The 25228-nt window shown below is 41.6% G+C and carries 24 protein-coding genes and 3 pseudogenes; 13 read left to right on the top strand and 14 right to left on the bottom strand.

Annotated features, from left to right (window positions below; all coding sequences use genetic code 11):
• Window positions 1–43: 43 nt before the first annotated feature.
• From L650_RS0116105 to cyaY, 7 genes and pseudogenes are all read right to left on the bottom strand, one after another.
• On the bottom strand, window positions 44–2692 hold the full coding sequence (locus tag L650_RS0116105) for a CHASE domain-containing protein (protein ID WP_029773743.1): 2649 nt from the start codon (window positions 2690–2692) through the stop codon (window positions 44–46).
• A 46-nt stretch (window positions 2693–2738) separates the two neighbouring features.
• Complete coding sequence (locus L650_RS0116110) at window positions 2739–3848, bottom strand: heme biosynthesis HemY N-terminal domain-containing protein (RefSeq protein ID WP_029773744.1); 1110 nt, start codon at window positions 3846–3848, stop codon at window positions 2739–2741.
• Window positions 3845–5679: pseudogene (locus L650_RS0116115) on the bottom strand (uroporphyrinogen-III C-methyltransferase). The gene L650_RS0116110 and the pseudogene L650_RS0116115 overlap by 4 nt, the downstream one beginning before the upstream one ends.
• Window positions 5680–6618: a hydroxymethylbilane synthase gene (hemC, locus tag L650_RS0116120; RefSeq protein WP_029773745.1), complete on the bottom strand. Its 939-nt coding sequence runs from the start codon at window positions 6616–6618 to the stop codon at window positions 5680–5682. It lies immediately after the preceding pseudogene.
• Between the two features lie 35 nt (window positions 6619–6653).
• Window positions 6654–7589, bottom strand: a complete 936-nt coding sequence (locus L650_RS0116125) for a DUF2914 domain-containing protein (protein ID WP_029773746.1) — start codon at window positions 7587–7589, stop codon at window positions 6654–6656.
• Between the two features lie 21 nt (window positions 7590–7610).
• Window positions 7611–8267 (bottom strand): alpha/beta hydrolase, encoded by a 657-nt coding sequence (locus L650_RS0116130; RefSeq protein WP_029773747.1) that lies wholly within the window; start codon window positions 8265–8267, stop codon window positions 7611–7613.
• Window positions 8264–8587 (bottom strand): iron donor protein CyaY, encoded by a 324-nt coding sequence (gene cyaY, locus L650_RS0116135; RefSeq protein ID WP_004588977.1) that lies wholly within the window; start codon window positions 8585–8587, stop codon window positions 8264–8266. The genes L650_RS0116130 and cyaY overlap by 4 nt, the downstream gene beginning before the upstream one ends.
• Before the next feature lie 148 nt (window positions 8588–8735).
• Here cyaY and lptM point away from each other — a divergent pair, with 148 nt between their 5' ends.
• From lptM to L650_RS0116180, 9 genes are all read left to right on the top strand, one after another.
• Window positions 8736–8927, top strand: a complete 192-nt coding sequence (lptM, locus tag L650_RS0116140) for an LPS translocon maturation chaperone LptM (RefSeq protein WP_004588978.1) — start codon at window positions 8736–8738, stop codon at window positions 8925–8927.
• A complete protein-coding gene (gene lysA / locus L650_RS0116145; protein ID WP_029773748.1) occupies window positions 8928–10181 on the top strand; it encodes a diaminopimelate decarboxylase in 1254 nt (417 codons plus the stop codon). It begins immediately after the preceding gene.
• A 64-nt stretch (window positions 10182–10245) separates the two neighbouring features.
• Window positions 10246–11076 carry a diaminopimelate epimerase gene (gene dapF / locus L650_RS0116150; RefSeq protein WP_004588980.1) on the top strand — a complete coding sequence of 277 codons (831 nt, stop codon included), beginning with the start codon at window positions 10246–10248 and terminating at the stop codon, window positions 11074–11076.
• Window positions 11073–11684, top strand: coding sequence for a DUF484 family protein (locus L650_RS0116155; RefSeq protein WP_024032071.1), 612 nt, complete (start codon window positions 11073–11075; stop codon window positions 11682–11684). Before dapF ends, L650_RS0116155 begins: the two co-directional genes overlap by 4 nt.
• Window positions 11681–12625: a tyrosine recombinase XerC gene (locus tag L650_RS0116160; protein ID WP_029773749.1), complete on the top strand. Its 945-nt coding sequence runs from the start codon at window positions 11681–11683 to the stop codon at window positions 12623–12625. Before L650_RS0116155 ends, L650_RS0116160 begins: the two co-directional genes overlap by 4 nt.
• Window positions 12626–12635: 10 nt before the next feature.
• Window positions 12636–13343: an HAD-IA family hydrolase gene (locus L650_RS0116165; protein WP_029773750.1), complete on the top strand. Its 708-nt coding sequence runs from the start codon at window positions 12636–12638 to the stop codon at window positions 13341–13343.
• Between the two features lie 24 nt (window positions 13344–13367).
• The gene (locus L650_RS0116170) at window positions 13368–14468 is read left to right on the top strand and encodes a retroviral-like aspartic protease family protein (protein ID WP_029773751.1); all 1101 of its coding nucleotides are present in this window, start codon (window positions 13368–13370) and stop codon (window positions 14466–14468) included.
• A 24-nt stretch (window positions 14469–14492) separates the two neighbouring features.
• Entirely contained in the window at window positions 14493–15794 is a 1302-nt protein-coding gene (locus L650_RS0116175; protein ID WP_029773752.1) for a hypothetical protein, read from the top strand.
• 37 nt (window positions 15795–15831) lie between these two features.
• Entirely contained in the window at window positions 15832–16188 is a 357-nt protein-coding gene (locus tag L650_RS0116180; RefSeq protein WP_029773753.1) for a HopJ type III effector protein, read from the top strand.
• 15 nt (window positions 16189–16203) lie between these two features.
• Here L650_RS0116180 and L650_RS0116185 read toward each other — a convergent pair whose 3' ends face one another.
• Window positions 16204–16611 carry a GNAT family N-acetyltransferase gene (locus L650_RS0116185; protein WP_029773754.1) on the bottom strand — a complete coding sequence of 136 codons (408 nt, stop codon included), beginning with the start codon at window positions 16609–16611 and terminating at the stop codon, window positions 16204–16206.
• Window positions 16612–16652: 41 nt separating this feature from the next.
• Window positions 16653–16958, bottom strand: a complete 306-nt coding sequence (locus tag L650_RS0116190; protein WP_029773755.1) for a DUF6482 family protein — start codon at window positions 16956–16958, stop codon at window positions 16653–16655.
• A gap of 91 nt (window positions 16959–17049) precedes the next feature.
• Between L650_RS0116190 and L650_RS0116195 the strand changes: the two genes are divergently transcribed.
• The 3 genes and pseudogenes from L650_RS0116195 (at window position 17050) to L650_RS0116205 (ending at window position 19423) form a co-directional block, all read left to right on the top strand.
• Entirely contained in the window at window positions 17050–17742 is a 693-nt protein-coding gene (locus L650_RS0116195) for a pseudouridine synthase (protein ID WP_029773756.1), read from the top strand.
• A gap of 99 nt (window positions 17743–17841) precedes the next feature.
• Window positions 17842–18216 (top strand): BlaI/MecI/CopY family transcriptional regulator, encoded by a 375-nt coding sequence (locus L650_RS0116200; protein WP_004588989.1) that lies wholly within the window; start codon window positions 17842–17844, stop codon window positions 18214–18216.
• A 9-nt stretch (window positions 18217–18225) separates the two neighbouring features.
• Window positions 18226–19423, top strand: a pseudogene (locus L650_RS0116205) (TonB family protein).
• 73 nt (window positions 19424–19496) lie between these two features.
• On the opposite strand, the gene L650_RS0116215 reads toward L650_RS0116205, so the two are convergent.
• On the bottom strand, window positions 19497–19880 hold the full coding sequence (locus L650_RS0116215) for an MAPEG family protein (RefSeq protein ID WP_029773757.1): 384 nt from the start codon (window positions 19878–19880) through the stop codon (window positions 19497–19499).
• A gap of 255 nt (window positions 19881–20135) precedes the next feature.
• On the opposite strand from L650_RS0116215, the gene L650_RS0116220 reads away from it, so the two are divergent.
• Window positions 20136–21014, top strand: a complete 879-nt coding sequence (locus tag L650_RS0116220) for a DMT family transporter (protein WP_029773758.1) — start codon at window positions 20136–20138, stop codon at window positions 21012–21014.
• Between the two features lie 81 nt (window positions 21015–21095).
• Here the strand turns inward: L650_RS0116220 and L650_RS0116225 are convergent, their stop codons facing one another.
• The 4 genes and pseudogenes from L650_RS0116225 to L650_RS0116240 form a co-directional block, all read right to left on the bottom strand.
• Window positions 21096–21413 (bottom strand): DMT family transporter, encoded by a 318-nt coding sequence (locus L650_RS0116225; protein ID WP_004588993.1) that lies wholly within the window; start codon window positions 21411–21413, stop codon window positions 21096–21098.
• The gene (locus L650_RS0116230) at window positions 21413–22945 is read right to left on the bottom strand and encodes a bifunctional GNAT family N-acetyltransferase/carbon-nitrogen hydrolase family protein (protein ID WP_029773759.1); all 1533 of its coding nucleotides are present in this window, start codon (window positions 22943–22945) and stop codon (window positions 21413–21415) included. The genes L650_RS0116225 and L650_RS0116230 overlap by 1 nt, the downstream gene beginning before the upstream one ends.
• An 88-nt stretch (window positions 22946–23033) precedes the next feature.
• Window positions 23034–23863, bottom strand: a pseudogene (locus tag L650_RS0116235) (MBL fold metallo-hydrolase).
• A gap of 58 nt (window positions 23864–23921) precedes the next feature.
• Window positions 23922–25228 (bottom strand): penicillin acylase family protein (locus tag L650_RS0116240; protein WP_029773760.1); only part of this gene is annotated, 1307 nt, incomplete at its 5' end.

Raw genomic sequence — 25228 nt, forward strand, 5'->3', positions numbered from 1 at the left:
TGTCTGCTTTTTACTCTAAAAGTGAACAAAATTAGGTTTTTGTTCACTTATTTTGATGAGCTAAGTGATGCCAGAGTGTTTTGAATAAGGTATTTGCTTCAATGGGTTTAGTAATATAATTATCCATACCGCTGGCAACTGCTTTTTTAACATCGTCATCGTGGGCATTAGCAGATAAGCCAATAATAGGTAGGTCAAACAAACCAAGTTCATTACGAATAACTCGCGTGGCTTCAAGGCCATCCATTTTTGGCATTTGTATATCCATAAGCACAATGTCGTAGGTATGCTCTGTCAGCTTTTCAATCGCCTCAAAACCATCATTAGCAATATCAGCAACGCACCCTTTGGTTTTTAAAATAGCGCTCGCGACGTGCTGATTTAATGGGTTATCTTCAACAAGCAATAATTTATAATCTGCAAAAGAAAGCGTACTAACATCTATCTCATCATATTGTTGCTTTATTTGCTCAGCCTTTGGTAGCGGCGAATAAATTGGCAGGCTAAAAGTAAACGTAGAACCGTGCCCTTCGTGGCTTATTAAATCAATTTCTCCACCCATCAACTCTACAAGCTTTTTGCATATACTTAAACCTAAGCCCGTGCCGCCATATTGACGCGAGGTAGAACTATCTGCTTGTGCAAACGGTTTAAAGAGCTGTTTTTGCGCCTCTTTACTAATACCAATACCGGTATCGTTAACGCTAAAGTAAGTCATTTTTTTTGATTGCCACACTTTAAGCGTGATGCTGCCTTTGGCCGTAAACTTAATGGCATTATTGATTAGGTTTAGTAAAACTTGTTTTAAGCGAATTGGGTCGGTGTTGATAACCAAGTTACTTGATTTATCGTAATCAAGCATAAATTCTAGCGACTTTGCTTCTATATCAAACTGCAGTAAATTGGCCACTTCTTCACTGAGTGTGCCTACATCAATTGGCTCTTGAATTAAATCAAGTTTGCCTGCTTCCATTTTAGAAAAATCGAGCACATCATTTAATACTCTTAGCAATACGCCCAGAGCCCCATCCGCTTGTTCAATATAGCTGCGAGCTTGCTGCCAATCGTTTTGCTGTAGGGCTAAATAATGCAGCCCTTTAATACCATTAATAGGTGTGCGAACTTCGTGGCTCATATTTGCTAAAAACTGGCTTTTTATTTCATTGGCTTCATCGGCCTTTTGCTTTTCTAAGCGTAAAATTTTTGTTTGTTTTGCTACCTGCTCACGTATACGAATATTGGTACCCGTTACCGATATTAAAAAGGTAATAAGCAACCAAACAAATAACATGCCGGCTATTTGTGCAAGCCAGNCCTGCCACACCCGCTTACCTACCAATAACTTATAGTCTTTTAACGGCAATAGTTGCTGATGATCGGCAATAAAAATAGGCTGTGCATTATTCTCTGTTGTGGTGTCTGTAAAGCTCACTGCAACGCCGTTGTTTTGATCAAATAACACCGCGTTTGATAGTCTTTCTAAACTAACAACAGCTACCACAAAACCTTTAAAATCGTCTTCGGTAATATTGTTGCCAAACACCGGATGAAAAAACAACACGCCGCGCTCAGCTTCGTTTTGTACTAAATTTATTGGCTCACTGATCACCAACTCATTTAACACTTTTGCTTTTATTAGTGCAGATCGCCTTACCTCATTTGAGGCAAGATCAAAGCCAATTACATCTTCATTTCCCGACAAAGGATGTGCGTATTGTACGGGGTAGTAAAAATCTCGTGGGGGTGCGGCTTGCCAACTGCCATCTTTTGCTCTTTCTTTTAAGCTATATTTAGCCAGCTCGGTGTTGTTATTAGCCTCTATATACTGAGCTAAGTTTTCACTTGGTAAGTAGGGCACCCACTCAAATGCTAAAATTTCTTCGCTGTAACTAAGCTGCTTAGAAGTAAACTGCTTAAATTCAGTAAAGCTCACATCGTCACTACTAGAAAAAAAGGTCGCCAGTAAGGCGAGGTGTGCTGTTATTTCGTTAATTTTATTGTTGATAGCATCTTGAGTGGCTAATATTTTCAGCTCTTCTTTTTGAATGTTTTTTTCTTTTTTTACACTGGCCGCGCCATAAAAGCTAATACTTATAACCATATAAATTAACAGTGAGGGCAGTATAACTTGGAGGCGATAATTTACCTGTGAATAATTAAATGCCGCCAGCATAAGCGGAGTAAAAACAAGCACCCCAATACTGTCGCCTATCCACCACGCTATAAACGTATCCCAACCGGCTTGAGACACAATAACGCCATTAAAAATTAATAAGCTGGTGCCTACACCTGCAGCTATAACACAGCACAATGGGCCGGCAACAACGAGGCTTTGAATACAGTGCTTTAAAGAAGATAAGTCGAGTGGTGCTTTAATCACTTTCGTGACCAATTGGCTACCTACCCATGCTTGTAAAGTAGCAGCAAAGGTAACAGCCGCAGCATGCATAAATACACTTAACTGAAATATCGCTGAGGCGCTTTCTAAATGAATGAGGTTAGTAAAAAAAGCCCCTAAAACAATACCTAGTAAGCTCTTTCTGCCCCAAATTAAAAAGCCAGCAAGCGCAATTCCCGAAGGCGGCCACACAGCCACTGCGTAGCCATCTATCGCTAATAGTAAATTACTAAAATATCCGGTAAAAAAGTAAGCGCACGCTAAACTTACAGTGACAATGAAAAAGTGTTTCAACCCAATGCTCCCGAATATCAAAGCTGCAAAAGTATAAGTGTAGCCTTTATTGATACAAAACGAGTGCTTTATCGGCTTGTGCGGTATTTTTATAGCTAAGCGCTGCTTGCTGAGCAAATTGCTTTTTGTTTTCGATATTCAAGGCTTTATCAAAAACCTTTGCGGCTAACTCATAATCGCCTTGAGCATTAGCTAAACACGCAAGCGAGAGTAATAATGCGTTGTTTGCATCATCTTTTTTCAGGCGCTCTTGAATACTACTTTGAAGCTTTACAGCCTCTGCCGAGGTGGCGTTACTTAATATATTAGCCAGCTGAGCATGTTGCTCGTCGTGCTTCACCATTTTAATTAAGTCACTTTCAATCGCACTTAACTGGCCCACTTTAGCCATTTGCATTAAGTAAGCTGTATTAGCATGAGCTTGTAGCTTTTTAGGAAGTTGTTTATATTTTTCAGTTATTTTATCGCTAGCTTGTGCATTAAAATAGGCATTAAACAGCTGCGTCCACTGCGCATCGTTGAGGACTTTTTTGCGAAGTAAACGCGGTAAAAAGTCTTCAAGTGCACTAAAGTGCTGTTGCTGTACAAGTATTTCGGCGTATAGCTTAAGCTCAAGTGGTGTCGCTTTTTTTGAATCGCTGTTAGCACGCATTTGTGATTCTATTGCGCTACTATCGCCACTGGCTATCCAAAGTTTAGCAACGTTAAGTTGCTGCTCTGGGCTAATTTCAAATAAACGCTCTAGAGCTTTGTCAGTTTGGTTATTAGCAAGCGCTGCTTTTGCTAATAGCGCTAAGCGTATATCTTCAAACTTACTGGGTACACTATTACCTGATAACGTTTGCTCTACAAGCTCGTAATCATCGTTTATTGCACTCCATAAAGCTTGCTCTATAGCTGCTTGCTTTCGCTCTTCGCTACGCGCAAAAAAACCATGTTTAGTATTATGATAAATCGAGAATAAATAGCGCACTAATTTGTAAGTTAAAAACAAAATGGTTGCACTAATTACCGCCATAATACAAAACGATACAATCGTGCCTTCAATCGTGGTGTTGTTAAACGAGATCAGCACATAGCCTTTTTCATCCAGTACAAATGGCGTAATCGCTAATACTAAAACAATCGCAACAATTAATACTATAAGCCCTATCATTGCGCCCACTCCTTAACCTGCTGCGTACTTTGTAGGTTTACTTCAGGGTTAAAGTTTAATGGCTCTTTTTCTAGGCTAGTTAGTGCATTTATAACAACTTTTGTCGCCTCGTCATCTTGTTTAAAGTACTCATTAACAAGACGCTTTGCCTCACTTATGGCACTAAAATAAATGCTCGCTTGTTTGCTCATTAATGCATCTTGAGCTTGCGTCACATTTAATTTAATACGTTGATTAATTAAGTGGCGCTCCTGATCGGTTAGCAGTGGCTCTATAGCAACCCCTTCGTGCTGACGAATAGTAATAAAGCTATCAACTAGCTTATTCCAGCTATTACTTAGGTTTTGCTGCCAATCGCTTACATCTTCACTCAAGGCATTTTTTTCAATTTCTGCTGCTTCTTGCGGTATGTTAACGGCATTAAATGCAAGGTTATCTATGTTTGATAACACGCTATTAAGTTTTAAGTAAATGGCTTCTGTTGGGATAGGTTTTAAGCTATCTAATGTTTGAATATCTTGTGTTATTGCTTGGCGAACTGCAACAGTACCTGGGTGTTCACTCAATAAGGCATCTAAGCGTTTAAGTACAGCGCTAGCACCTTGGTAATCTTTTTCAGCCCACAGTTTAAACTCAGCCATACGTTGTAAGCTGGTTACTTCTTGCGGGTTTAGTGAAGCGCCTTGCTGTTGAGCTTGTTGCAATGCTGCTTTTAATTGTTGCTGGTTGTTCTCTGCACTTTCATTAAGCGCAGCAGCCACTTTTTGCTCACTATTGAACAATGCTTGCTGAAGATTAGATTGCGCAGACTTGAGCGCCTGTAACTCTTGTGACAATAACGCGTTTTCTTCTTTTAGTTCATTAACAGCTACATTTTGGGCTTTACCTGCATTGAGTTTTTGGTAAAACTCATACCCTACACCACAGGCAACAATAAGCGAAATGATCAGCGCTAATACCGCTAATTTACTTATTTTTTGCTTATCGTTATGTGGTTTACTGTGTGCTTTAGCTGCCTCTTTTTTTTGTGCAGAANAGCCGCTGCCTTAGTGGTTGGTGTGTTATCTGCCGTTACTGGCTTTGACTGTTCGCTCATCTTGCTACCTTGCTGTTTTATGCAGGAAAACATAGCGGTATCGCTTGCCCCTGCGGCAATGTGTATATTAGCCGAGCTTACCTGTTGCTGTTGTAAATAAGCGGCTATACGCTCGCTAGCAACATAAAATCGGCACTGTTGTAACCACTGTAACTGTTGTTCAGTCAGGTTATTAAATATTGCATCAACTGCTGCATTACTGGTTATGACTATACCTTGTACTTTCAGGCTTTGCCAGTGGTCTGTCCAGTTGGTTTTTTCAGCGCTTATTGGCTCGCGCTTGTATACCACACAGTTATTTAAAAATGCCCCACGCGCCTTTAAGGTTTTGGCAATATCAGGGCGCCCCGCTTGGCCTTTTACTAATACAATATTGCTACCATCAACCTCAGCTAACGAGTTTAGCGCCAATAACCCTTCAGAATCATGTAGCTTAGGCACTGCTGCTCGCACGCCTAATAACGCATAAATAGTATCTGCAGTTTGCAGCCCTACTGCGTAAAATTGCGCTTTGGTATTTATTGTTGGCTTTAATTGCGCAAGGGCAGTAACGGCATCTTGAGAGATAAAAATAATTTTATCGGCATTAATTAACGGGCTTAGCTCGGTAGTAGAAGGAGTAAGGTAGGATATTTTTAAAACAGGAAATAATGACGCCTGATAACCCCCTTGCTCAAGTTGCTGAGCAAGGGCTGCGCCTTTTCCTTCGGGCCGAGTTATCAGGATATGTGTCATTTATGCGTCTCTATATACTTCTGCTAATATTTTGTCGGCGCCTTGCGCTAATAACTTTTTAGCAAGCTGCACACCGATAGCTTCGGCATCATTTATATGACCGGTTACTTCGTCATGTAAAATTTCACTACCATCTACCGCGCCCACGAGGCCACGTAAATGCACTTGCTCGCCATCAACTAATGCGTAGGCACCAATTGGTACTTGGCAGCCACCTTCTAAATGACGATTCATAGCACGCTCTGCATTTACACGAATACGTGTTTGGGTATGCTCAAGCGGGGCCAGTAAGGCTTTTGTTACTTCATCGTCAATACGACATTCAATGCCGACAGCACCTTGGCCGTTAGCAGGTAGAGATACCTCAGGCTCAATATAATCAGCAATACGCTCGTCCATTTTTAAACGTAGCAGTCCGGCTGCGGCTAAAATAATCGCATCATACTGGCCATCATCTAGCTTAGCTAAACGGGTATTAACATTACCACGTAAGTCTTTAATGACTAAATCAGGGCGCAAAGCTCTAATTTGGCACTGACGACGAAGGCTAGAAGTGCCTACTACAGCGCCTTGTGGTAATTCGCTTAAATTGGCAAAGTTATTTGATACAAACGCGTCGCGCGGGTCTTCACGCTCACAAATTGTGTGCAGTGCTAAGCCTTCTGGAAATTCTACGGGTACATCTTTCATTGAATGCACTGCTATATCCGCGCGGCCATCTAACATTGCTTGCTCAAGCTCTTTAACAAACAAGCCTTTACCACCAATTTTAGCAAGCGGTGTATCTAAAATAATATCCCCTTGAGTAGACATAGGGACTAATTCTACGCGCACATCAGCATGAAAATGCTCAAGCTGTGCTTTTACAAATTCAGCCTGCCAAAGCGCTAAAGCACTTTTACGGGTTGCAATGCGTACTAACTTTGTTTTTTCTGTCATAGGGGTATCCAAATAGTTACAGCTAATAGCCAAGCTTAATTAGCTAAAATTCTAAATTCTTTTTGAGCAATTAAATTACCTTGCTCATCAACAACATCTACACGCCAATGGCCTGTTTGTGTATTCATAATATTTTTGGTTGAGTACGTTCTGTAGCGCGGCGAAGTAACATTAAGCGAAATCTCAGCCATGGTTTCACCCTCATAAGACCATACATGCTTTACTTGTTGGCCTTGTAGGTTTTTAAGCTCACTAAAAAACGAAAGCGCCTCTTCAAACTGATTTAAGCGAATATCTGCAGCAAATACATTAGTGGGCTCGCGCTTACTTACTTTGCGAGTAAGCACTGCACGGCTAATTTTACCTGTATCAATTTGTGCACCTAACGCAACACTGGCAATGTGCGCATTAGATGAAAAACCTTCACTGCTAGTTAGCGAACCGTCGTCGTTTTCAATATCTGGGAACTGTTCATTGGGTGATGCGCTTAACTGCGTGCTAGTAAGCGGCTGATTAGCAATAGGCTCAGCGAGTTCGGTATCTGATTGCTCAATAACAGAAACTTGATTGCTTTGGACGTTAGCAATTGGCTCTCTATTCGTTTGCTCATTATTGCTTTGCGCTAACGAAGTATTATTAACGCTTTCATCTTCAAGCACCGCTGGCGCAACATCTGCTATATCATTTGTAAGCTCATTTGGGCGCGTTTGCTCGTCATTTACACTCACCGTGGGCTCAACATTATCTGCTGTGTTGTCGCTTAAATGTGAATACGGCGATTGCTCATTAGGTTGCTCGCCCTGCTCGGCATTTACCGAGCTAGTTAAGCCATACACAATCGCTGCCGAGGTCATTGCTACCAACATAGAAACACTCGCAATACGACGCCAATGCCACTCGTAGCTTACATTAGGTACACTATTTTGTGGTTCGCGTTTTACATTTGCTTTAATAACTATTTTTTGACTCATATTGACCTCAGCGGCTCCAAATTAGCTTAAACGGGCAATTAACCATTGGCGAATAGCTTGCAGTTCTTCTGCGCAAACCTGATGAGCCATAGGGTATTCTTGCCAGCTTACATCCATGTTATGTGCTGTTAATACTTCAAACGCACTTCTACCCGCGCTATGCGGTACTACATTATCTTGGCTACCATGAGCCATAAATACATTTAAATCAGTATGCTTTGCTTCTTGCGCTAGCTTTTCAGGCACGCACATATAAGTAGACAGCGCCATAACACCTGCAAGTTTGTGCTCAAATCGCGGCGCTAAATGTAGAGACACCACGCCCCCTTGCGAAAAGCCCGCCAAAATAATTTTATTGGCAGGTATACCATTTTCAATTTCTTGATTGATCAGGGTTTGCACTTTTTCGGCTGAATCTCTCACGCCTTGTTCATCGGCACGTTTGTCTAATTCTATAGATTTAATGTCGTACCACGAGCGCATTTCCATGCCACCATTTATGGTGACCGGTTGAATAGGCGCATGCGGAAAAATAAATCGTATACCAAGCTCACTGGGTAAGTTAAGTTGCGGTGCAACCGGAGCAAAGCCATCGCCCGAGTCGCCTAAACCATGTAGCCAAATAACAGTGGCTTTGTGCTCACCTTGCGCTGGGTATTGTGCAAACTCTAAACTCATAAGCTTGATTGCCACTTAATTTCTTGGCCAGCTTGGCGAGTAGACGCTTGGTTCATAAACTCCCAAAACTCTGCGCCCGAGCGGTTATCAATCCACTGGCCGTCACGCATTTCAAAATGGTGGCCATTAAATTTAGTCGCAACCCACACTTGATGCAAAGGCGCTTGTTTGTTAATTACAATTTTACTTTTATCAGGGAAAATTATTTCTAAAATACCCTCTGCCGATTCGTAGTCTAAATCTGCTTCGCAATCATCAACTTGCTCTTCAATTGTGAACATAAGAGCTTCGGCTAATTGGTGATATTCGTGTTCAGTCATTGTAATTTTCCTTTGCAGGCGAGCTGCCTAATATTGGGTACGGTTTATATACAGCTAGTGTAACAGGAATAAAATCATCCGCGAATAGCTGCATTTTTTAGATATTCTGTTACTCTGCGATTATAAAGCCAGCAACCGTATTAATCTAATGAAAGCGACACATACCTTACAATTAAAACGACTATATATAAGTACTTTACTGCTAAGTGCATTAGCTGGCTGCGGCCAAAGCGGGCCTTTGTATTTACCAGAGCAACAGGCTGAGCAAAACACGCCCCCTAATACGGCACAGCCAACGCCCGTAAAAAAAACCAACACAGAGCAAGTGCAGGAGCAATAAATGGATTATTTTAACTATCAAAACAATCAATTATTTGCCGAAGATGTCAGCATTGCCACAATTGCTCAGCACTATGGTACGCCGTGTTATGTGTACTCGCGTGCTACTTTTGAGCGCCATTATTTAGCCTTTGCAAATGCCACTAAAAATCATAAAAGTTTGGTGTGCTACGCAGTTAAAGCCAATTCTAATATTGCAGTATTAAATATATTAGCGCGTTTAGGCTCAGGGTTTGACATAGTGTCTAAAGGTGAGCTGGCGCGTGTAATAAAAGCTGGCGGTGATGCCAGTAAAGTGGTGTTTTCAGGTGTGGCTAAAACCGCCGACGAAATTGCTTATGCACTAAAGTTAGGTATTAAATGTTTTAACGTTGAGTCGGCCTCAGAGCTTGAGCGTATTTCTGAGGTAGCGTGCGAGTTAAATTTAGAAGCCCCTATTTCTATTCGTGTAAACCCTGATATAGATGCCAAAACTCACCCGTATATTTCTACCGGTTTAAAAGAAAACAAATTTGGTATCGATATTCAAACGGCTGTGAGCGTTTATCAGCATGCGGCGTCTTTACCTGGTCTAAAAGTAACAGGTGTAGATTGCCACATAGGCTCGCAATTAACTGAGGTTAAACCTTTTTTAGAAGCGCTTGATAAGCTAATGGCATTAATAGATGAGCTTAAAGCAAATGGTATTGAGCTTACTCATTTAGATATTGGCGGCGGCTTAGGCGTTCCTTACAATGATGAACAGCCACCTCACCCAAGTGAATACGCTGCGCAGGTTACCGAGCGCTTAGCCAATTACAAACACCTTGAACTTATTTTTGAGCCAGGGCGCGCTATAGCCGCTAATGCTGGAATTTTAGTAACGCAGGTTGAATTTATTAAGCAAAACCAGGATAAATTTTTTGCCATTGTCGATGCGGGTATGAACGACATGCTTCGCCCTTCGCTTTATCAGGCATGGCAAAAAATCATTCCTGTATCGGTGCGCGATGACGACACCCCAACACATAACTTTGATATTGTGGGCCCAGTGTGCGAAACCGGCGACTTTTTAGGAAAAGACCGCGAGCTAGCCCTTAAACAAGGCGACTTATTGGCGCAGCGAAGTGCTGGTGCCTATGGTTTTACAATGAGTTCAAACTACAACTCTCGCCCACGCGTGGCCGAAATAATGGTAGATGGTGAGCAACACCACCTTATTCGCCAACGCGAAACCATCGAGAGCCTTTATCAAGGTGAGAAAATTTTACCATAAACGTTTTTGTTAAGGCGCTGCTCTGTGGCATGATTAGCGCAGAGCAAACCCGAATTAGAGCGCTATGTTAGTTAATTTTTCCAAAATGCACGGCTTAGGCAACGACTTTGTTGTAATTGATAACATTACACAAAATGTATTTTTGTCTCGCGATCAAATCAAAAAACTGGCTGATCGCCACTTTGGTATTGGCTTTGACCAATTACTTATGGTTGAAGCCCCTTACTCCCCTGATCTCGACTTCCATTACCGTATATTTAATGCCGATGGCAATGAAGTAGAACAATGCGGAAATGGCGCACGCTGTTTTGCCCGCTTTGTGCGCATGAAAGGCTTAACTAACAAGCACAAAATTAGTGTCTCGACTAAGTCGGGCAACCTCACGCTATATATAGAAAAAGACGGCCAAGTGACGGTAAACATGGGCCATCCTAATTTTGAGCCTGCTAAAATCCCGCTTAAAGCCAGCAAGCGAGAACTTACTTATATAATAAGAGCTCAAGAGCACACTGTATTTAGTGGCGCTGTGTCTATGGGTAATCCGCATTGCGTGTTAGAAGTTGACGATATAGCTACCGCACAAGTTGAGGTGCTTGGTCCGCTGCTTGAAAATCACGAACGTTTTCCAAATCGTGCCAATATTGGCTTTATGCAGGTGGTATCACAAGATCATATTAAACTTAGAGTGTGGGAGCGCGGCGTTAGTGAAACCCTAGCGTGTGGCACGGGTGCCTGCGCAGCAATGGTAATTGGCCACATTCAAAGCAAACTTAACACCACGGTACAAGTTGATTTACCCGGCGGCACATTACAAGTACGTTGGAGCGGCGAAGGTCACCCTGTCCGCATGACCGGCCCAGCCGAGCATGTATTTGATGGTCAAGTTGCCTTATGAGCGAGCTAACAAAAGAGCAAGTCGCTGAGTATTTGGCGCGCCACCCTGATTTTTTAATAGAGCAGCCAGAGCTACTTGCACAACTTGAGTTACACCACAAAACGCAAGGTGCCACCTCGCTTGTGCACATACAACAGCGCCAATTGCGCGAGCACAATACTCAGTTAAAAAATCAAATACACAGTATGAGCGAACACGCTACGCAAAATGAGCTAGTATATCGCTTGTTTAGCCAATGCCACCGCCAACTGTGGACAAACTACGACTTTAATACGCTTGCCGCTAATTTGCGCAATATTATTTGTACCAGCCCACACATTAGCGAGTGTAGGTTGGTTAAATACAACAACACTTTAGATGGGCTTATTGAGCACCGCCTTAGCCAATTTGGGCACTACTTAGGACGCGTTAATCAGCAAGAGCGTGAGCTATTATTTTGTGAAAACACGCAGTCTTCTGCTATTTATCTTATTGGTTGCGCTGAAAAACCGGTCGCTATATTGGCCTTTGGCAGCCATGATGAAAACCATTTTGAACCCGCACAAGATAACCTATTCGTGCTTGATTTTGTTCATGCATTGCAACTTAGGCTGTTGGAATTGGCATGAGCGACGAGACGCCTAACACTGAGCAATTAAGTGAGCATTGGCGTACACCCATTCATTTATTTAGTGACTATTTAAAGTACGAAAGACAGTACTCAGAGCACACTGTAAATCAGTATGTTAGCCAACTAAACTTTGCCGCCCTGTATTTTAGTAAATTATGTGATGACTGGTTTGGCGTACAAGGCGAGCATATTCGCCGCTACAGCATGGCGCTTCGTTCAAAGCAATTAAGTGGGCGCACCATTAGTTTAAAATTAAGCTGCATTCGTAGTTTGTATAAATTTTTAAAAGCTAAAAACATCGCTCAGCACGCGCATTATCATAATCCGGCACAAGGCATTAAAGGCCCTAAATTTTCTAAGCCTTTACCTAAAAATCTCGATGTAGATCAGATGGCAAGTCTATTGGAGATTAACGACGACGACCCATTAGCCATACGAGACAAAGCTATGATGGAGCTTATGTATTCATCGGGGCTGCGCATTAGCGAGTTAGTTGGCACCAACTTACGCGATATAAACACTGCAAGCGGCGAAATATTAGTCAAAGGTAAAGGTAACAAAGAGCGCCTCATTCCCGTGGGTCGCAAAGCGCTCACAGCGTTAAAAAATTGGCTCAACATACGAGGGCAATTTGCAAAGCCTGACGAAATGGCGGTGTTTTTAAGCAGTAAAAAAAATCGTATTTCGGTTCGCCAAGTTCGCTTACGCATGCAAGAGTGGGGAATAAAACAAGGCATTAGCTCACAAGTGCACCCGCATAAACTTCGCCACTCGTTTGCCTCTCATATTTTAGAATCATCTGGCGATTTACGCGCTGTGCAAGAATTATTAGGGCACAGTAGTTTATCGGCTACGCAAGTATATACGCATTTAGATTTTCAGCATTTAGCAAAAGTGTACGACAACACTCATCCGCGTGCTAAAAAACAAACCGATTAGGAATGTAATTATGATCCGATTTAATCGTGCTCCTCGCCCTTTTTCAGTTATGAGCTTTGATTTAGACGACACCCTGTATAACAACCACCCTATAATAAAAGCCGCGGTTAAAGCCCAGCAAGATTATTTAAACGCGCTACCCAGCTACTTACAACAAGGCCCAAAATACTGGCAAAAATGCCGTAACGAGGCTGTATTACAGTTACCAGAGCTTGCTGATAATGTAACTAAATGGCGCCAACATACGCTTCGCTTAGCCCTTTCAAAGCTAGATTTAAATGAGCATGAGGTAGAGCATCATGCCGATGCTGCCTATAACGCTTTTGCCGATGCGCGCAGTAAAATAGTGGTAACTGACGACGTACTAAAGCTGCTAGATAACTTAGCCCAGCACTTTACGCTGGTTGCAATAACCAATGGCAATGTAGAAATTGAGCGCTTTAACTTACGCGATAAATTTGAGCTGGTATTGCAAGCTGGTATGCACGGTAAAGCCAAACCCCACGGTACACTGTTTGATAAAGCCGCCGCGCACTTAAACGTGGCTAAAAGTGAAATTTTACATATTGGCGATAGCCTAGATACCGACGTACAAGGCGCTAATAATGCAGGCTGCCAATCGGTTTGGTTAAACGACCAAGGCGCGGCTTATCACTACAAAGGCCTTGCCGATGTTGAAATTGCGAATATTCATGCCTTAGCGCACTTTATCAAATAGCCTAAATAGAACGAAGAGGTTGCAATGAGCCATTATACCAAGCTAATTACCTTGCTATTAATAGGCTCACTTGGCCTAAACGCTTACTTATTGTGGCCACAAAAACAGCCTGTAGTTGGCACACACAAAATCCACAGCGGCAAGAGCATCAAAGCGCCAAAAAGTAACCTGCTCAGCCAAGCTCAACAGCAATTTACACAACACAAATTTGATGATGCTCTAAATACGTATCAGCAACTAAATCTAAGTGCTCCAAAAAAAGCACATACTTTATACGCTTCGTGGGTAGCACAACTAAAGCAATGGCTAAACACAAACCTACCGCTTAGCCAGTCATTGTTAAATGCACTTTTAAATAAAGACCCTTACAATACCGAGTTACTCACTTTACACGTTGATTTCCTGGTAAAAAGCGGACAACGGCAAAACGCAATTATTGCGCTATTTGAGCTCTACCCATTATTAAATAAGCACCAACAAGGCCCTGTAGATAGGCGCCTTGTGAATTTAACGACTAACGAACTGCATAGTTTGAGTGAGCAGCAAAATTGGCAAACAATTATTGAACAAACTCAAATTTGGCTCGACTATCAAAACGACAATAGCCATTTTTTATACGCACTCGCTCATGCTTATTATCAACTAGAGGACTTTATTAGCGCCTTAACAACTATTGAGCGCATGCCATCAAATCACCCACTACAAGCCGAAGTAACTGCCTTACACGCAATGATAGAGAAAGCTCAATCGCAAGATGACTTTATTGCGCTTACCCCCTACGGCGCACATTACTTAATTAGCACCGAGCTAAATAGCTCAATCCAAACAGAGCTAATGATAGATACCGGCGCAAGTATTACTTCTCTTTCGAGTGACGTGCTTAACCAACTTTCACCCAGACCACTGTATTTAGGCGATGTAACCGTAAACACGGCGAATGGGCAAATTAGAGTAAAACGCTACCAAATTGAGTCGTTTAAAGTAGGGATGCAAACTATTTACGGTTTTGAAGTGCTCAGTATTGAAAACACCCGCGGCCAAGGTTTGTTAGGAATGAACTTTTTATCTAGATATAAATTTAATATAAATCAACAAACAGATGAGTTAGAGTTGAGTGCTAAATAAACAAAAAATAATAAAAGGAAGTTTATGCGTACTCTACTATTTACACTACTTTGTTTTTGGCAATGTACTGCTCAGGCAACAAATTATTTTGTAAAAGACAAAAGTTGTGAGGCTATTTCACCCGAAATAGAAATAAGCCTTAGCGCTACACTGAGAGATTTAGATAACCATCAAAGAAAAAGACAAAACCTTAGACAAAAAGCGCTGAATAAGTATAGCGAACAGTACAATCAACAGCATGAGCAACTATATGTAGAGGAACGCTTTACTACAAATAGCAGCCACGCTGCTGAAACTCCTACAATAAGCAGAGCCCAAAAGAAATTACATTACCTTATTAAGCTCACCCCCTCAAAAAACTGCAATCAACAAGTCGCTATGACTAGCGAGCTATTTATTTCTGGAATGCACAAGCACAGCCTCTCAAATACCATTGAGGGGAATGCAATTGATGTCACTTTAGACATAAACAATTACCCTAAGTTTACTCAATTTAACAACCCCCTCATCACCCCCACTAACTTTTTCGGACTCCAATTTGGCAGTAGCTATGAGCAGGTATTAGCGTCTCTCGGACTTGCTAGTTTATCGCTAAGCGATAACAATAACGCAATACTTGTATATGGAAGAAATCATGCTTTTCACTTTAAAAACAATGTATTTATAGGTTATCAGTTCCATGAAACGCTACTACCTATGGTGATAAATAATGAGCTTTCTTTGGCAAATGAAAAATTACAAATAAGCACCGGTACAGATCAGGCTATTTTCTTAGATACAGATTTAACCCAACCAGCAATTAATAAATTAAAAAACAGTTTTGATGAAGTGGAAACCGCATCTTATAAAGTATCTATTAACAAGTCAGAGCAAAGAGTTGTTGGTATATCGCACGGTGAATTAGTTGAACATATAAAGAGCAACACTCAATGCTATAACGGCACAATATTGGCCGATGAATACTTAAAAAAACACAAAAATAGTAAAACGCTTAAAGTAGTTAATGAAAATCATGACAATATAATCATTACTCCTTGTTATGAGTTTATATATGAAGGCAACGGCTACATTTCTAAATTAAAGCTTGTGGAGCCCTTTTCAACCGCTAAAATTAAGCTCGCTGCATTAACTGGCTATATTAACCAAAGTACACAGTGGAACTTATCAGGCGTAAAATACAACGACCCTGTTGCAAGCCTTGCTAAGTTAGGCGATTACGACGAGTTCTTTGACTCAGCAGAATTTACTTCTCAACACTGGGATGGTTATTTTTATATTTATGACGGAAAGCTTTTAAGTGCAGAGCTTACAAGCAACGACTATTAATTTTTCTCTTTGAATCTTCTGTTAGAAAAGGACAAACATGTTATTAAACGATTTTTTACAGCAACTTGCAGACAACCCTAAAAGCATACAATTTAGCGATACCATGGCGGTAATAGAAGCTAATTACGATTTTACCGCGTGTGGATTTAATAACCACGGCTTACTTAGCTCTGCAAGCGAGAACAACGGCTCATGTAAAATTTTTGCGTTTGCTAAATTAAACGATTTAAGCAAGCAAAATACATTGGATTGCTTTGGTAAGTTTTACCGCGAAGACGTACTACAAAACCCTAAAGGCGATGATCACATGAACATTCGCACATTTATGTTAGCGCCAGAAGCGACTCCATTTTTAGGCCTGAGCTTTGATGGTGAGCCACTAAAAGAGAAATAACACTAAGCTGCTAAATTAAAGCGTTTTTTCCATAAAGTAACGCGTACCAGAGCGCGGATAGTTGTTAAGCTGATACTTAACCACGTATCCGCGCTTTTCATAAAAAGGCTTGGCCTGAAAATCGAGTGTATCGAGCTGTGCGGTCGTTGCACCTAGTTCAGCAGCTGATTGTTCAAGTGCCGTTAGTAACTTATCTGCAAGCCCTTGACCTCGCGCTACACCGCTACACCAAAGCCAACTAATCATCAGCCAATTTCCAAACACACACCCACTAATACCTGCAATAAGCTCACCTTGCTCATCAACAAATTTATAGCCTAATGGCACTCTTTGCGCATCAAAATGCTGCGCGTTAAATTCAACTATTTTAGTGCGAAGCGCTGAGTTTAACGCATCGGTATTATCTGCTTTTAATTGATACATGTACCGCCCTTAAAGAAGCAGATACTAGCAAACAAACTTAATTAAAAAAGGTTATTTTTTCCATAAGGTACTTCTAGCAAATTGCTGCTTGTTTTTTCGGGTTGGCCGCACATTTCATCGTAAGCGCTAGTATGTCGCAGTACCATTTCGGCGTAGGCTATTTTTTCAAAACGTTTTTGAATATGCAGCGGGCTGAGCGCTTTAACAAAAGCGCCATTTTCTTCAGTAACGTAATACTCTACGTTATTTATAATGACAGACACCTGATAGAGCGCCATTTCAAGGGAGTGCGCGACCACCTTTTGTAATGGTTCGTGCTTTTTTAACTCAGAAAATTTCATACCCATAACAATCGCCTTTTAATAAAAAGTAACTTTATAGATACGCACCTTTGCTATAATCGCGATCAAATTATTACATCACTGCCTTTTTAAGCTTATGAGCAACAAAATTCGACTCGCTAAATATATTGCTCACGCTGGTGTGTGCTCACGAAAACAAGCATCGCGTTTAATTGATGAAGGTGTGGTGACTGTAAATAATCGCCCTGCTAATCATATTGATCACGTTAATGAGCAAGACGACGTAATAGTTAATGGCCAAGCAGTAAAAGGGGCTGCCGATTTAGTTTATTTTGCGTATCACAAGCCTGTAGGTATTGACTGCAAATTAAATGAAAATGACCCCGCCAGTCTTATTCACCATTTACCTACCCACACTCGGGTTTACCCCATTGGCCGATTAGATAAAGACTCTCGCGGATTGCTTATTTTGACCAACGACGGAGATTTTTGTAATCAACTTATTCACCCTGACTTCCACCAGCCGAAACATTATTTAGTCACGGTAGATAAACCTATTAATAATGCGTTTTGTGAAAAAATGGCCGCAGGAATCCCCGTAGATAAACAAGTAACCTTACCGTGTGAAGTAACAAAAATAGCTGACAACCAGTTTAGTATTATTTTAAAGCAAGGGCTTAACAGACAAATACGTAAAATGGCGCATTACTGTGGCTTTAAAGTAATTGATTTATTTAGAGTGCAATTTAGCGAACTCGCCCTCTCAAAACTAAACCTCCCTGAAAACCACTACATACAAATTAATAAAACTGATATTTCAAAAATCTAACCTTCGTTTAAATAGCGCACAAAAAAGTTAAAAAATAACCTTGCAAAAATAGATTACAGGTGTAGTCTTAACTTAAAGATTACATTTGTAGGCAATAAAATGATTGAGTTATCAAAAGCAGAATTTGACGTGCTTGATGCACTTTGGATTAATTACCCAGCAACCGCCAGCCAAATAATTGAGCGCTTAAGCGATGACAAACAATGGCACGAAAAAACCATTAAAACCCTACTGGGTCGATTAGTTAAAAAAGGCGCACTGACCTTTGAAAAAGACGGCCGCCAATATATTTATACTCCTTGTATGGAGCGCGCCGACTACACATTAAAAGAAAGCAAAAACTTTATTGAGCGTTTTTTTAGTGGCCGCATAGCGCCGCTGGTAAGCGGGTTTGCTAAATCAGAGCAGCTTTCGCAGCAAGATATAAACGAGCTAAAAAAGGTCATTGATGACTGGGAAAAAAACCAAAAGTAAGGAGTGGCTATGGATATTCAAACCCTGTTTAACTGGTTACTAGAGCAGCAATTATTACTCAGCATAATGCTTGGCGGGTTTATTATATGTGAGCGTTTTAGTTTAAGGCTGCTTGGCCCAGGCTTTGTGTATAAATTAGTATGCCTAATCCCCGTATCGTTACTGGTTGCAAACTTACCAAGTAACATTAAGCCACTACAAAACAGCGCCATTAGCCATTATTTAATAACGCCGAACCAGCCCCTTATTAATAACTTAGGCCTAAATTGGGCCGTGCTTTATGTAGTGGTTAGCCTAGTGCTGTTTAGCATAGCGTTTGTTGTGCATATTCGCTTTATAAAAAACCTGCAGCTCAATTATTTAATTAATAGCGAACACACTCTAACCTCACACATTAAAACCTATACCAGTAACCATATTGCATCGCCAATGGTGGTAGGTATTTTGCAAAGTAAGCTCATACTGCCTAGTAATTACAAAACCCAGTTTGATAAAGCCACTTTGGCACTTATTTTAGAGCATGAGGCTGTGCACATAAAACGCAAAGATAACCTAATAAATGCCCTGCTGTTACTGACTACTATTTTAATGTGGTTTAACCCGCTCGCTTGGATGGCTTACGCAAGCTTTAGACGCTTGCAGGAGCTAACTTGTGATCAGCGGGTACTTGCCAATAAAACCACACACCAACACATTTTATACAGCAAAGCCTTAGTTAACTGCGCGGCAGCAACGCCCGCAGGCCTAATGGCTTATTCACACTACGGAGATAAAAAAACCATGTTACAACGACTTACCAATATAAAGCACAGTGGCAGTGGTAATCACTCTCGCCTTGCCAAAGGTGGCTTACTGCTAGTTGCAGCAAGTATTTTAAGCACGCTCGCTATTGCAAAGCAACCGCAAGCAGAGGGCGCTAAAGAAGAGCATATTTCACCAATAATTCGTATTGAACCTCGCTACCCAGCCCAAGCAGCTAAGCAAGGCATTAGCGGCTCNNNCCGCCAATGGCAGAACAAAAAACATTAGTGTCATTCAATCTAAGCCGTCAGACGTTTTTGATAAATCAGCTAAAGAAGCGCTGGCAAAGTGGGAGTATAAAATCTCTGAGGCAGGCTTTAATGATGTACTTGTACAGCTCGATTTTGCTATAAACAGCGAGGTTGCTAATACCGATTTAATAGAGCGAATTAAAGTATCGCATTAAGGCTAATAAGTGATGCAAGAGCACAAAGCAAGCGCCCTTTTAGGCCGCTTGCTTTGTGGTTTTAACAATAAAATTAAATACTCACTATAATCATAGCCATGGCAGTGCCTAAGCCAATAAACCATACAAGCGAACGGATAATATCTAAGTTCAACCAATAAAAAATGCAATACAAAGTACGCGAAACTATATGAGTAACCGTCAAGGTTTCGGTTACTGCATTTACCGAGTTAGTTCCCAGTACCACCGCAATAGCAACGGCAAACACTGCAAGTGATTCAAAACAATTTTGATGAGCAGCGAGCGTTCGCGCACCAAAGCCCGTTAATTTTGCTTGTTGAGAGCGCGGGTGTTTATTGTCGTATTGGCCAAGCTTTGCCATTGCAATGGCCACTGGTATTTTTGCAAAATAAGGCATTAATACAGCAAGTAATGCGCATACTACTAATGTTGTCATAATTTATTCTCTTATTTTAAAACCTAGTTATTTAACCAATACATATAACACACATACACAAAAAAGCCGCCAACACGTTTTATGACATACGCAGGCGGCTAAACAATAACATCATACTTACTATAGCTAAGTTTACCTATAAAGCAGTGCGGCATAATGTCGCAGGTGATGAATATTCACTATCACCCTTAATGCATCGCATTAATAACTAAAGATTGTTAACTTATAGACCTTATTTTTTTACCGACGACCTCTATGACTTGGATCTTTTTCACTTTTTTAGCCGCCTTTATGCAAGCATGGCGAAATGCCCTACAAAGTAAATTAAGCGCACATGCAAGTGTGGCTGGCGTAACCCTCTCGCGCTTTATTTTAGCCGGCCCTATTGCTGCAGTATATTTGTATGGCTTGTATCAATATAAAGACACAGCCATGCCTACGTTTAATAATGCCTTTTGGGGGTTTATTATTGGCGCAAGTGTTATGCAAATACTCGCCACCGGCTTAATGGTAAAACTGTTTAAAATGAATAATTACGCCATAGGTGCAGGGCTTGCTAAAAGTGAGGCATTAGTAGCGGCTATTTTAGGGGTATTGTTTTTTGGTTCTGCGCTCAGCCTTCTTGGTTGGCTGGGTGTATTTTTAGGCGCTATTGCGGTGCTTTTACTTAGCGGTATAACCAGCGTAAAACACTTTGATGGCAAAACAGCGTTACTTGGCCTTGCCTGTGGTACCAGCTTTGCCCTTACATCACTGTGGGTGCGTGAAGCGAGCTTAAATTCAGGGTTATTGTTTCCACACTCAGCTGCATGGGTTTTACTGTTTGTAATAAGCCTACAAACGCTTATATTACTTGGCTATTTATTACTAAAAGAGCCACACACTGTTGGCAAACTTTGGCAATATAAAGGCACCACTGCCGCAATTAGTACTTTTAGCTGTGTAGGCTCTATTGGCTGGTTTAGCGCGATGAGTTTACAGCACGTAGCGTATGTTAAAACGCTTGGTCAGGTAGAGGTATTTTTTACCATGCTAATTGCTGTACTTTGGCTCAAACAGCCACTTAAAAAGCAAGATACCGCGGGCTTAATACTTATAGCCATTGCCGCTATTTTGGTGATGCTGCCAAATTGAGAACATAAAAAAGCGCAGGCTTTTAAACCTGCGCTACTATAAGCTGCTTATAACGTTTAAAGCGAGTATTAAGCGCTCTTTTTAAGAGCTAATTTTTAGCGTTATCACACCGCAAATGATCATGAGTACACCAGCAATACGGCCAAACGTGGCTGCATCACCGTAAAGTAATATACCCACTAAAAACGTACCCGCAGCACCTATTCCGGTCCATACGGCGTAGGACGTCCCCATTGATATTTGCTTTTGTGCAAGCCACAACATAAAACCACTGGCTGTTAAAAATGCAATTGCCATTACTATACCCTGCCAGCGTGTGTCGGGATTTTGTGAAATTTTTAAACCAATTGGCCAGCCTATTTCAAGCAAGCCGGCAATGACTAAATAAACCCATGCCATTAAACATCTCTCTTTTTCAAAATTACGTCGTATAAATCTTCGCGGCGATCTTTTAAATTGCGCACCGTACCTTCGCTATGAAGAATTTTTAGCTTATCCATATCAAGGTCGCTAAATAGTAACATTTCAGTATTAGGTGTGGCTTCATTTAATGTTGCATCGTGCGGAAAAGAAAAGTCAGACGGGGTCAATACTGCCGATTGCGAGTACTGTACGTCTAGGCTTTCTACCTCAGGTAAGTTACCCACTGAGCCTGCAATAACCACATAACATTCGTTTTCGATTGCGCGCGCTTGCGCACAATGGCGAACCCGTAAATAACTATTTTTAGTGTCGGTCCAAAACGGCACAAAGAGTATATCAAGCCCCTGCTTGGCTAATATGCGCGAAAGCTCTGGAAACTCTACATCGTAACAAATTTGAATACCTACACGCCCAGCATCGGTATCAAACACGGCAATTTTGTCGCCGCCTTGAATCACCCAATCATTTTGTTCATGCGGGGTTATGTGTATTTTTCGCTGCTCGTCTATTTTACCGCTACGGTGGCACAAGTAACTTACGTTATAAATTTTATCGTCTTCGGCAAGTGGCATAGAGCCGGTAATAATATTGGCGTTATACTCTATTGCCATACGCGACATCGCGTTTTTAAACGTTTCGGTATATTCGGCTAAATAGCGGATTGCTTCGGTTTGATTATTCTGATCGCCTAAACCCATAAGTGGCGCGTTAAAAAATTCCGGAAATAATATAAAATCGCTTTTGTAGTCAGATACCGTATCTACAAAGTATTCTACCTGCTTTAGCATTTCGTCAACCGACTCTACACAGCGCATTTGCCATTGCACCGCACCTATACGCACTATCGATTTAGTTGATTCGAGCACGGTGTCGGTTGGCTCGTACATTATGTTATTCCACTCAAGCAAGGTGGCGTAACCTACAGACTCTTGATCCTCCGGCAGGTACTTTTTAAGTAACCGTTTTACCTGAAAGTCGTTAGAGAGCTGAAAACTTAAAATTGGGTCGTAAAGCTCTTTTTGGTCAACCTTTTCAATGTATTCCATTGGCGTCATTTCACTGCTGTGATTGTAATAACGCGGAATACGGCCACCGGCTAAAATAGCGCGCAAGTTATATTGGCGGCACAACTCTTTACGGGCATCGTATAATCTGCGCCCTAAGCGCATGCCTCGGTGGGTTTCGCTAATTGCTACATCTAAACCGTATAGCGCATCGCCGTCGGAGTCACTAAATACACGGTCGTGCCCATCGGCTATGTCTTCGTAAGTGTGAGGATTTGAAAAACGCGCGTAGTCTACTTGCACGCTTAGTGCTAAGCCCACCAGCACGCCATCATCTACAATGCCTATTTGCCCTTCAGGGAACTGATCTATCAATCTAAAAATAGTATGGCTTGGCCACGCGCCACCTAAATCTGGATAAGCCTGATCCATCAAGGTTTTAATTTGCGGATACTGCTCTTTTGTTAGGTTACAAATTTCTAGGTGGGTTTTTTCTGCCGACATACACAACTCCTTTGGGCATAATAAAATAAAAGCCGAATGTACGCTAAAGTACACTCAGCTTTGTATCATGTTTTTTACGTTACGCGTACTACTTTAAGCTGCGATAAAAAAGTGTAGTCACTTTCTCTTTTGGCAACCAGCCTGCGTATTCAAGGCCAAGCTCTTCCAATGGATCAGCTTTTAGTACTTGCTCTAAGCTTGCGTTATTTTGCATTGCTTTTAGCATTAAATCTTTGGCTTTTTTAACAAGTTTAGCATACGTTTCCAGCCCTGAACGGTCACTTACCGGCCCATGCCCGGGTATCACTATGGTGCGCTCGTCTATTTGCTTAATAACGTCATTTACGGCTGNCCGCCGCTATCTACATCAACAAACGGCAAGCTGCCAAAGTTAAAGTAAATATCGCCCATGTGCACTATGTTATCGTTATTAAAAAATATCACCGAATCACCGTCGGTATGTGCATGGGCGTAGTGCACTACATGGGCGTGTTCGTTATTAAAATGCAGTTTTAAATCGTGGCCAAAGCTAATGCGTGGCAGGTAATCTGAGTTTGCACCGTGTTTTTCTTCTAATCGCTTATGTACGTTGTCGTGCGCAATGACATGCGCACCGGCTTTGGCAAAGTTTTCGTTGCCGCCAGTGTGGTCGCCATGATGATGCGTATTAATTACAAACTCTGCACTACCAGGTTTTAAATCGCTAATTGTTTTTTTAATGTCGTTTGAAAGCTTAGCAAATTGGTCATCAATAATGTAAATGCCATCTTCCCCTACACTTGCGGCAATGTTACCGCCTTGGCCAAACAGTACATACACACTGTCGCTTAGTTTTTCTGCCGTTACCGGGGTTTCATCTGCATGTGTTGCACTGCTAAGTAATAAGCCTGTTATTAATGCGGGTAGTATTTTTTTCATTTTAGTTCTCTGTTGATTTATTAATGATTATATAGAACGTGATTAACTGTAATTTAGTTCATCGTGCTGGCTCTATCACTATTTGATGTATTAGCGTTTGTGGCAATAAAGGCGTGTGTTTACCTTCTATGTAATCACTAAAGCCTGCACGATAAAACGCGGATAGCGGATGCCCCNCTGCCATAATGGCGTTTTCTAAATGCCCTGGTTGGGCAATAAAGCGCTGCGATGCACCAAAGCTTTTGCCCTGTACGGCGGGCATGTAGCTATCGCCAAAAGCTGGCGCTATAGGCATATTTAAAAGCTTAGCCAGTATGGGCATTTGTTTAGCAAACGGGTGCTCAATATTAAGCGCATTTACTTTACCCCACTGCCAATTTTGCAAGTTATCCCCATACTCAGCCCCAAGTGCTGTCACTGTTTGGCTAAATGCACCTAATAACTGCTCGTCCCAATTTTTATACTCAGGGTTTACCCATGAGCCCGGTCTATCCTTAATAAGCTGCCATATAGCTGGTTCTAGATCGCGTTTTACATATTTAAGCGTGGCGTCTTGCTCATTAAGTTTGTTCTCCATGCTTGCAAATACAGTATTAATTACTGTGCTGCGGTAGTGTTTAACTAAGGTATAACCTACCGAGCTTGCACATGCGCATCGCTGCCAGTTTTCAAGTGCACTTATGTACTGTGCGTTTTTGGCTTTGTCTTTTTTAAGCTGATTAAGTAGCAATGTGTGCCATGGCGTTAAAAAGCGGGCTTGGTTATCAAGCTGTAGCGCGTAAAAGTCGCTCTCAGCAAAGCTTTGTTTTTCAAATAACCTATCACGAATTTGGCTCGAACGTGCGCCTAGCGCGTACCNCCCGCCATTGCCAAAGCGTGCATTATCAGTGGCCGACACCACGCGCGAATTACCTGTCCATAATCGCCCATTTTGCGGGTTTTTAACATAAGGGCGCTGATGCTCATTTTGCTGCCCGTCGGGTGAGTATTCGCTTGCATTAACACTTAGCTCGCTCGGTGTTTTACGTGCCGGTATAGCGCCAATATGTTGCCATGCGGCACTGCCTTGGCTATCTACCACCATTAAATTTTGTACCGGAATACCCACATCGCTTGCTATTGCTAATGCATCATCAACCGTATTTGCTTGTTCAAGTTTTACTAATTCCATATCAACGGCATAAGGCTTATGTGCAGCCCAGCTAAGTGCGTAGGGTTTTTTATTAATGTATTTTACTGGGCCATATTCGCTTAACGTTAATGGGTAGTTTTCTACCTCATCATTTGGCAGCGCTATTGGCTCATTGACTTGCCATGTTTTACTGTCATCATTTAGCGCTATCCAATCAGCGGTATCTATGTAGC

This window comes from Pseudoalteromonas sp. TB51 (assembly GCF_000498055.1).
Classification (GTDB): Bacteria; Pseudomonadota; Gammaproteobacteria; order Enterobacterales; family Alteromonadaceae; genus Pseudoalteromonas; species Pseudoalteromonas atlantica.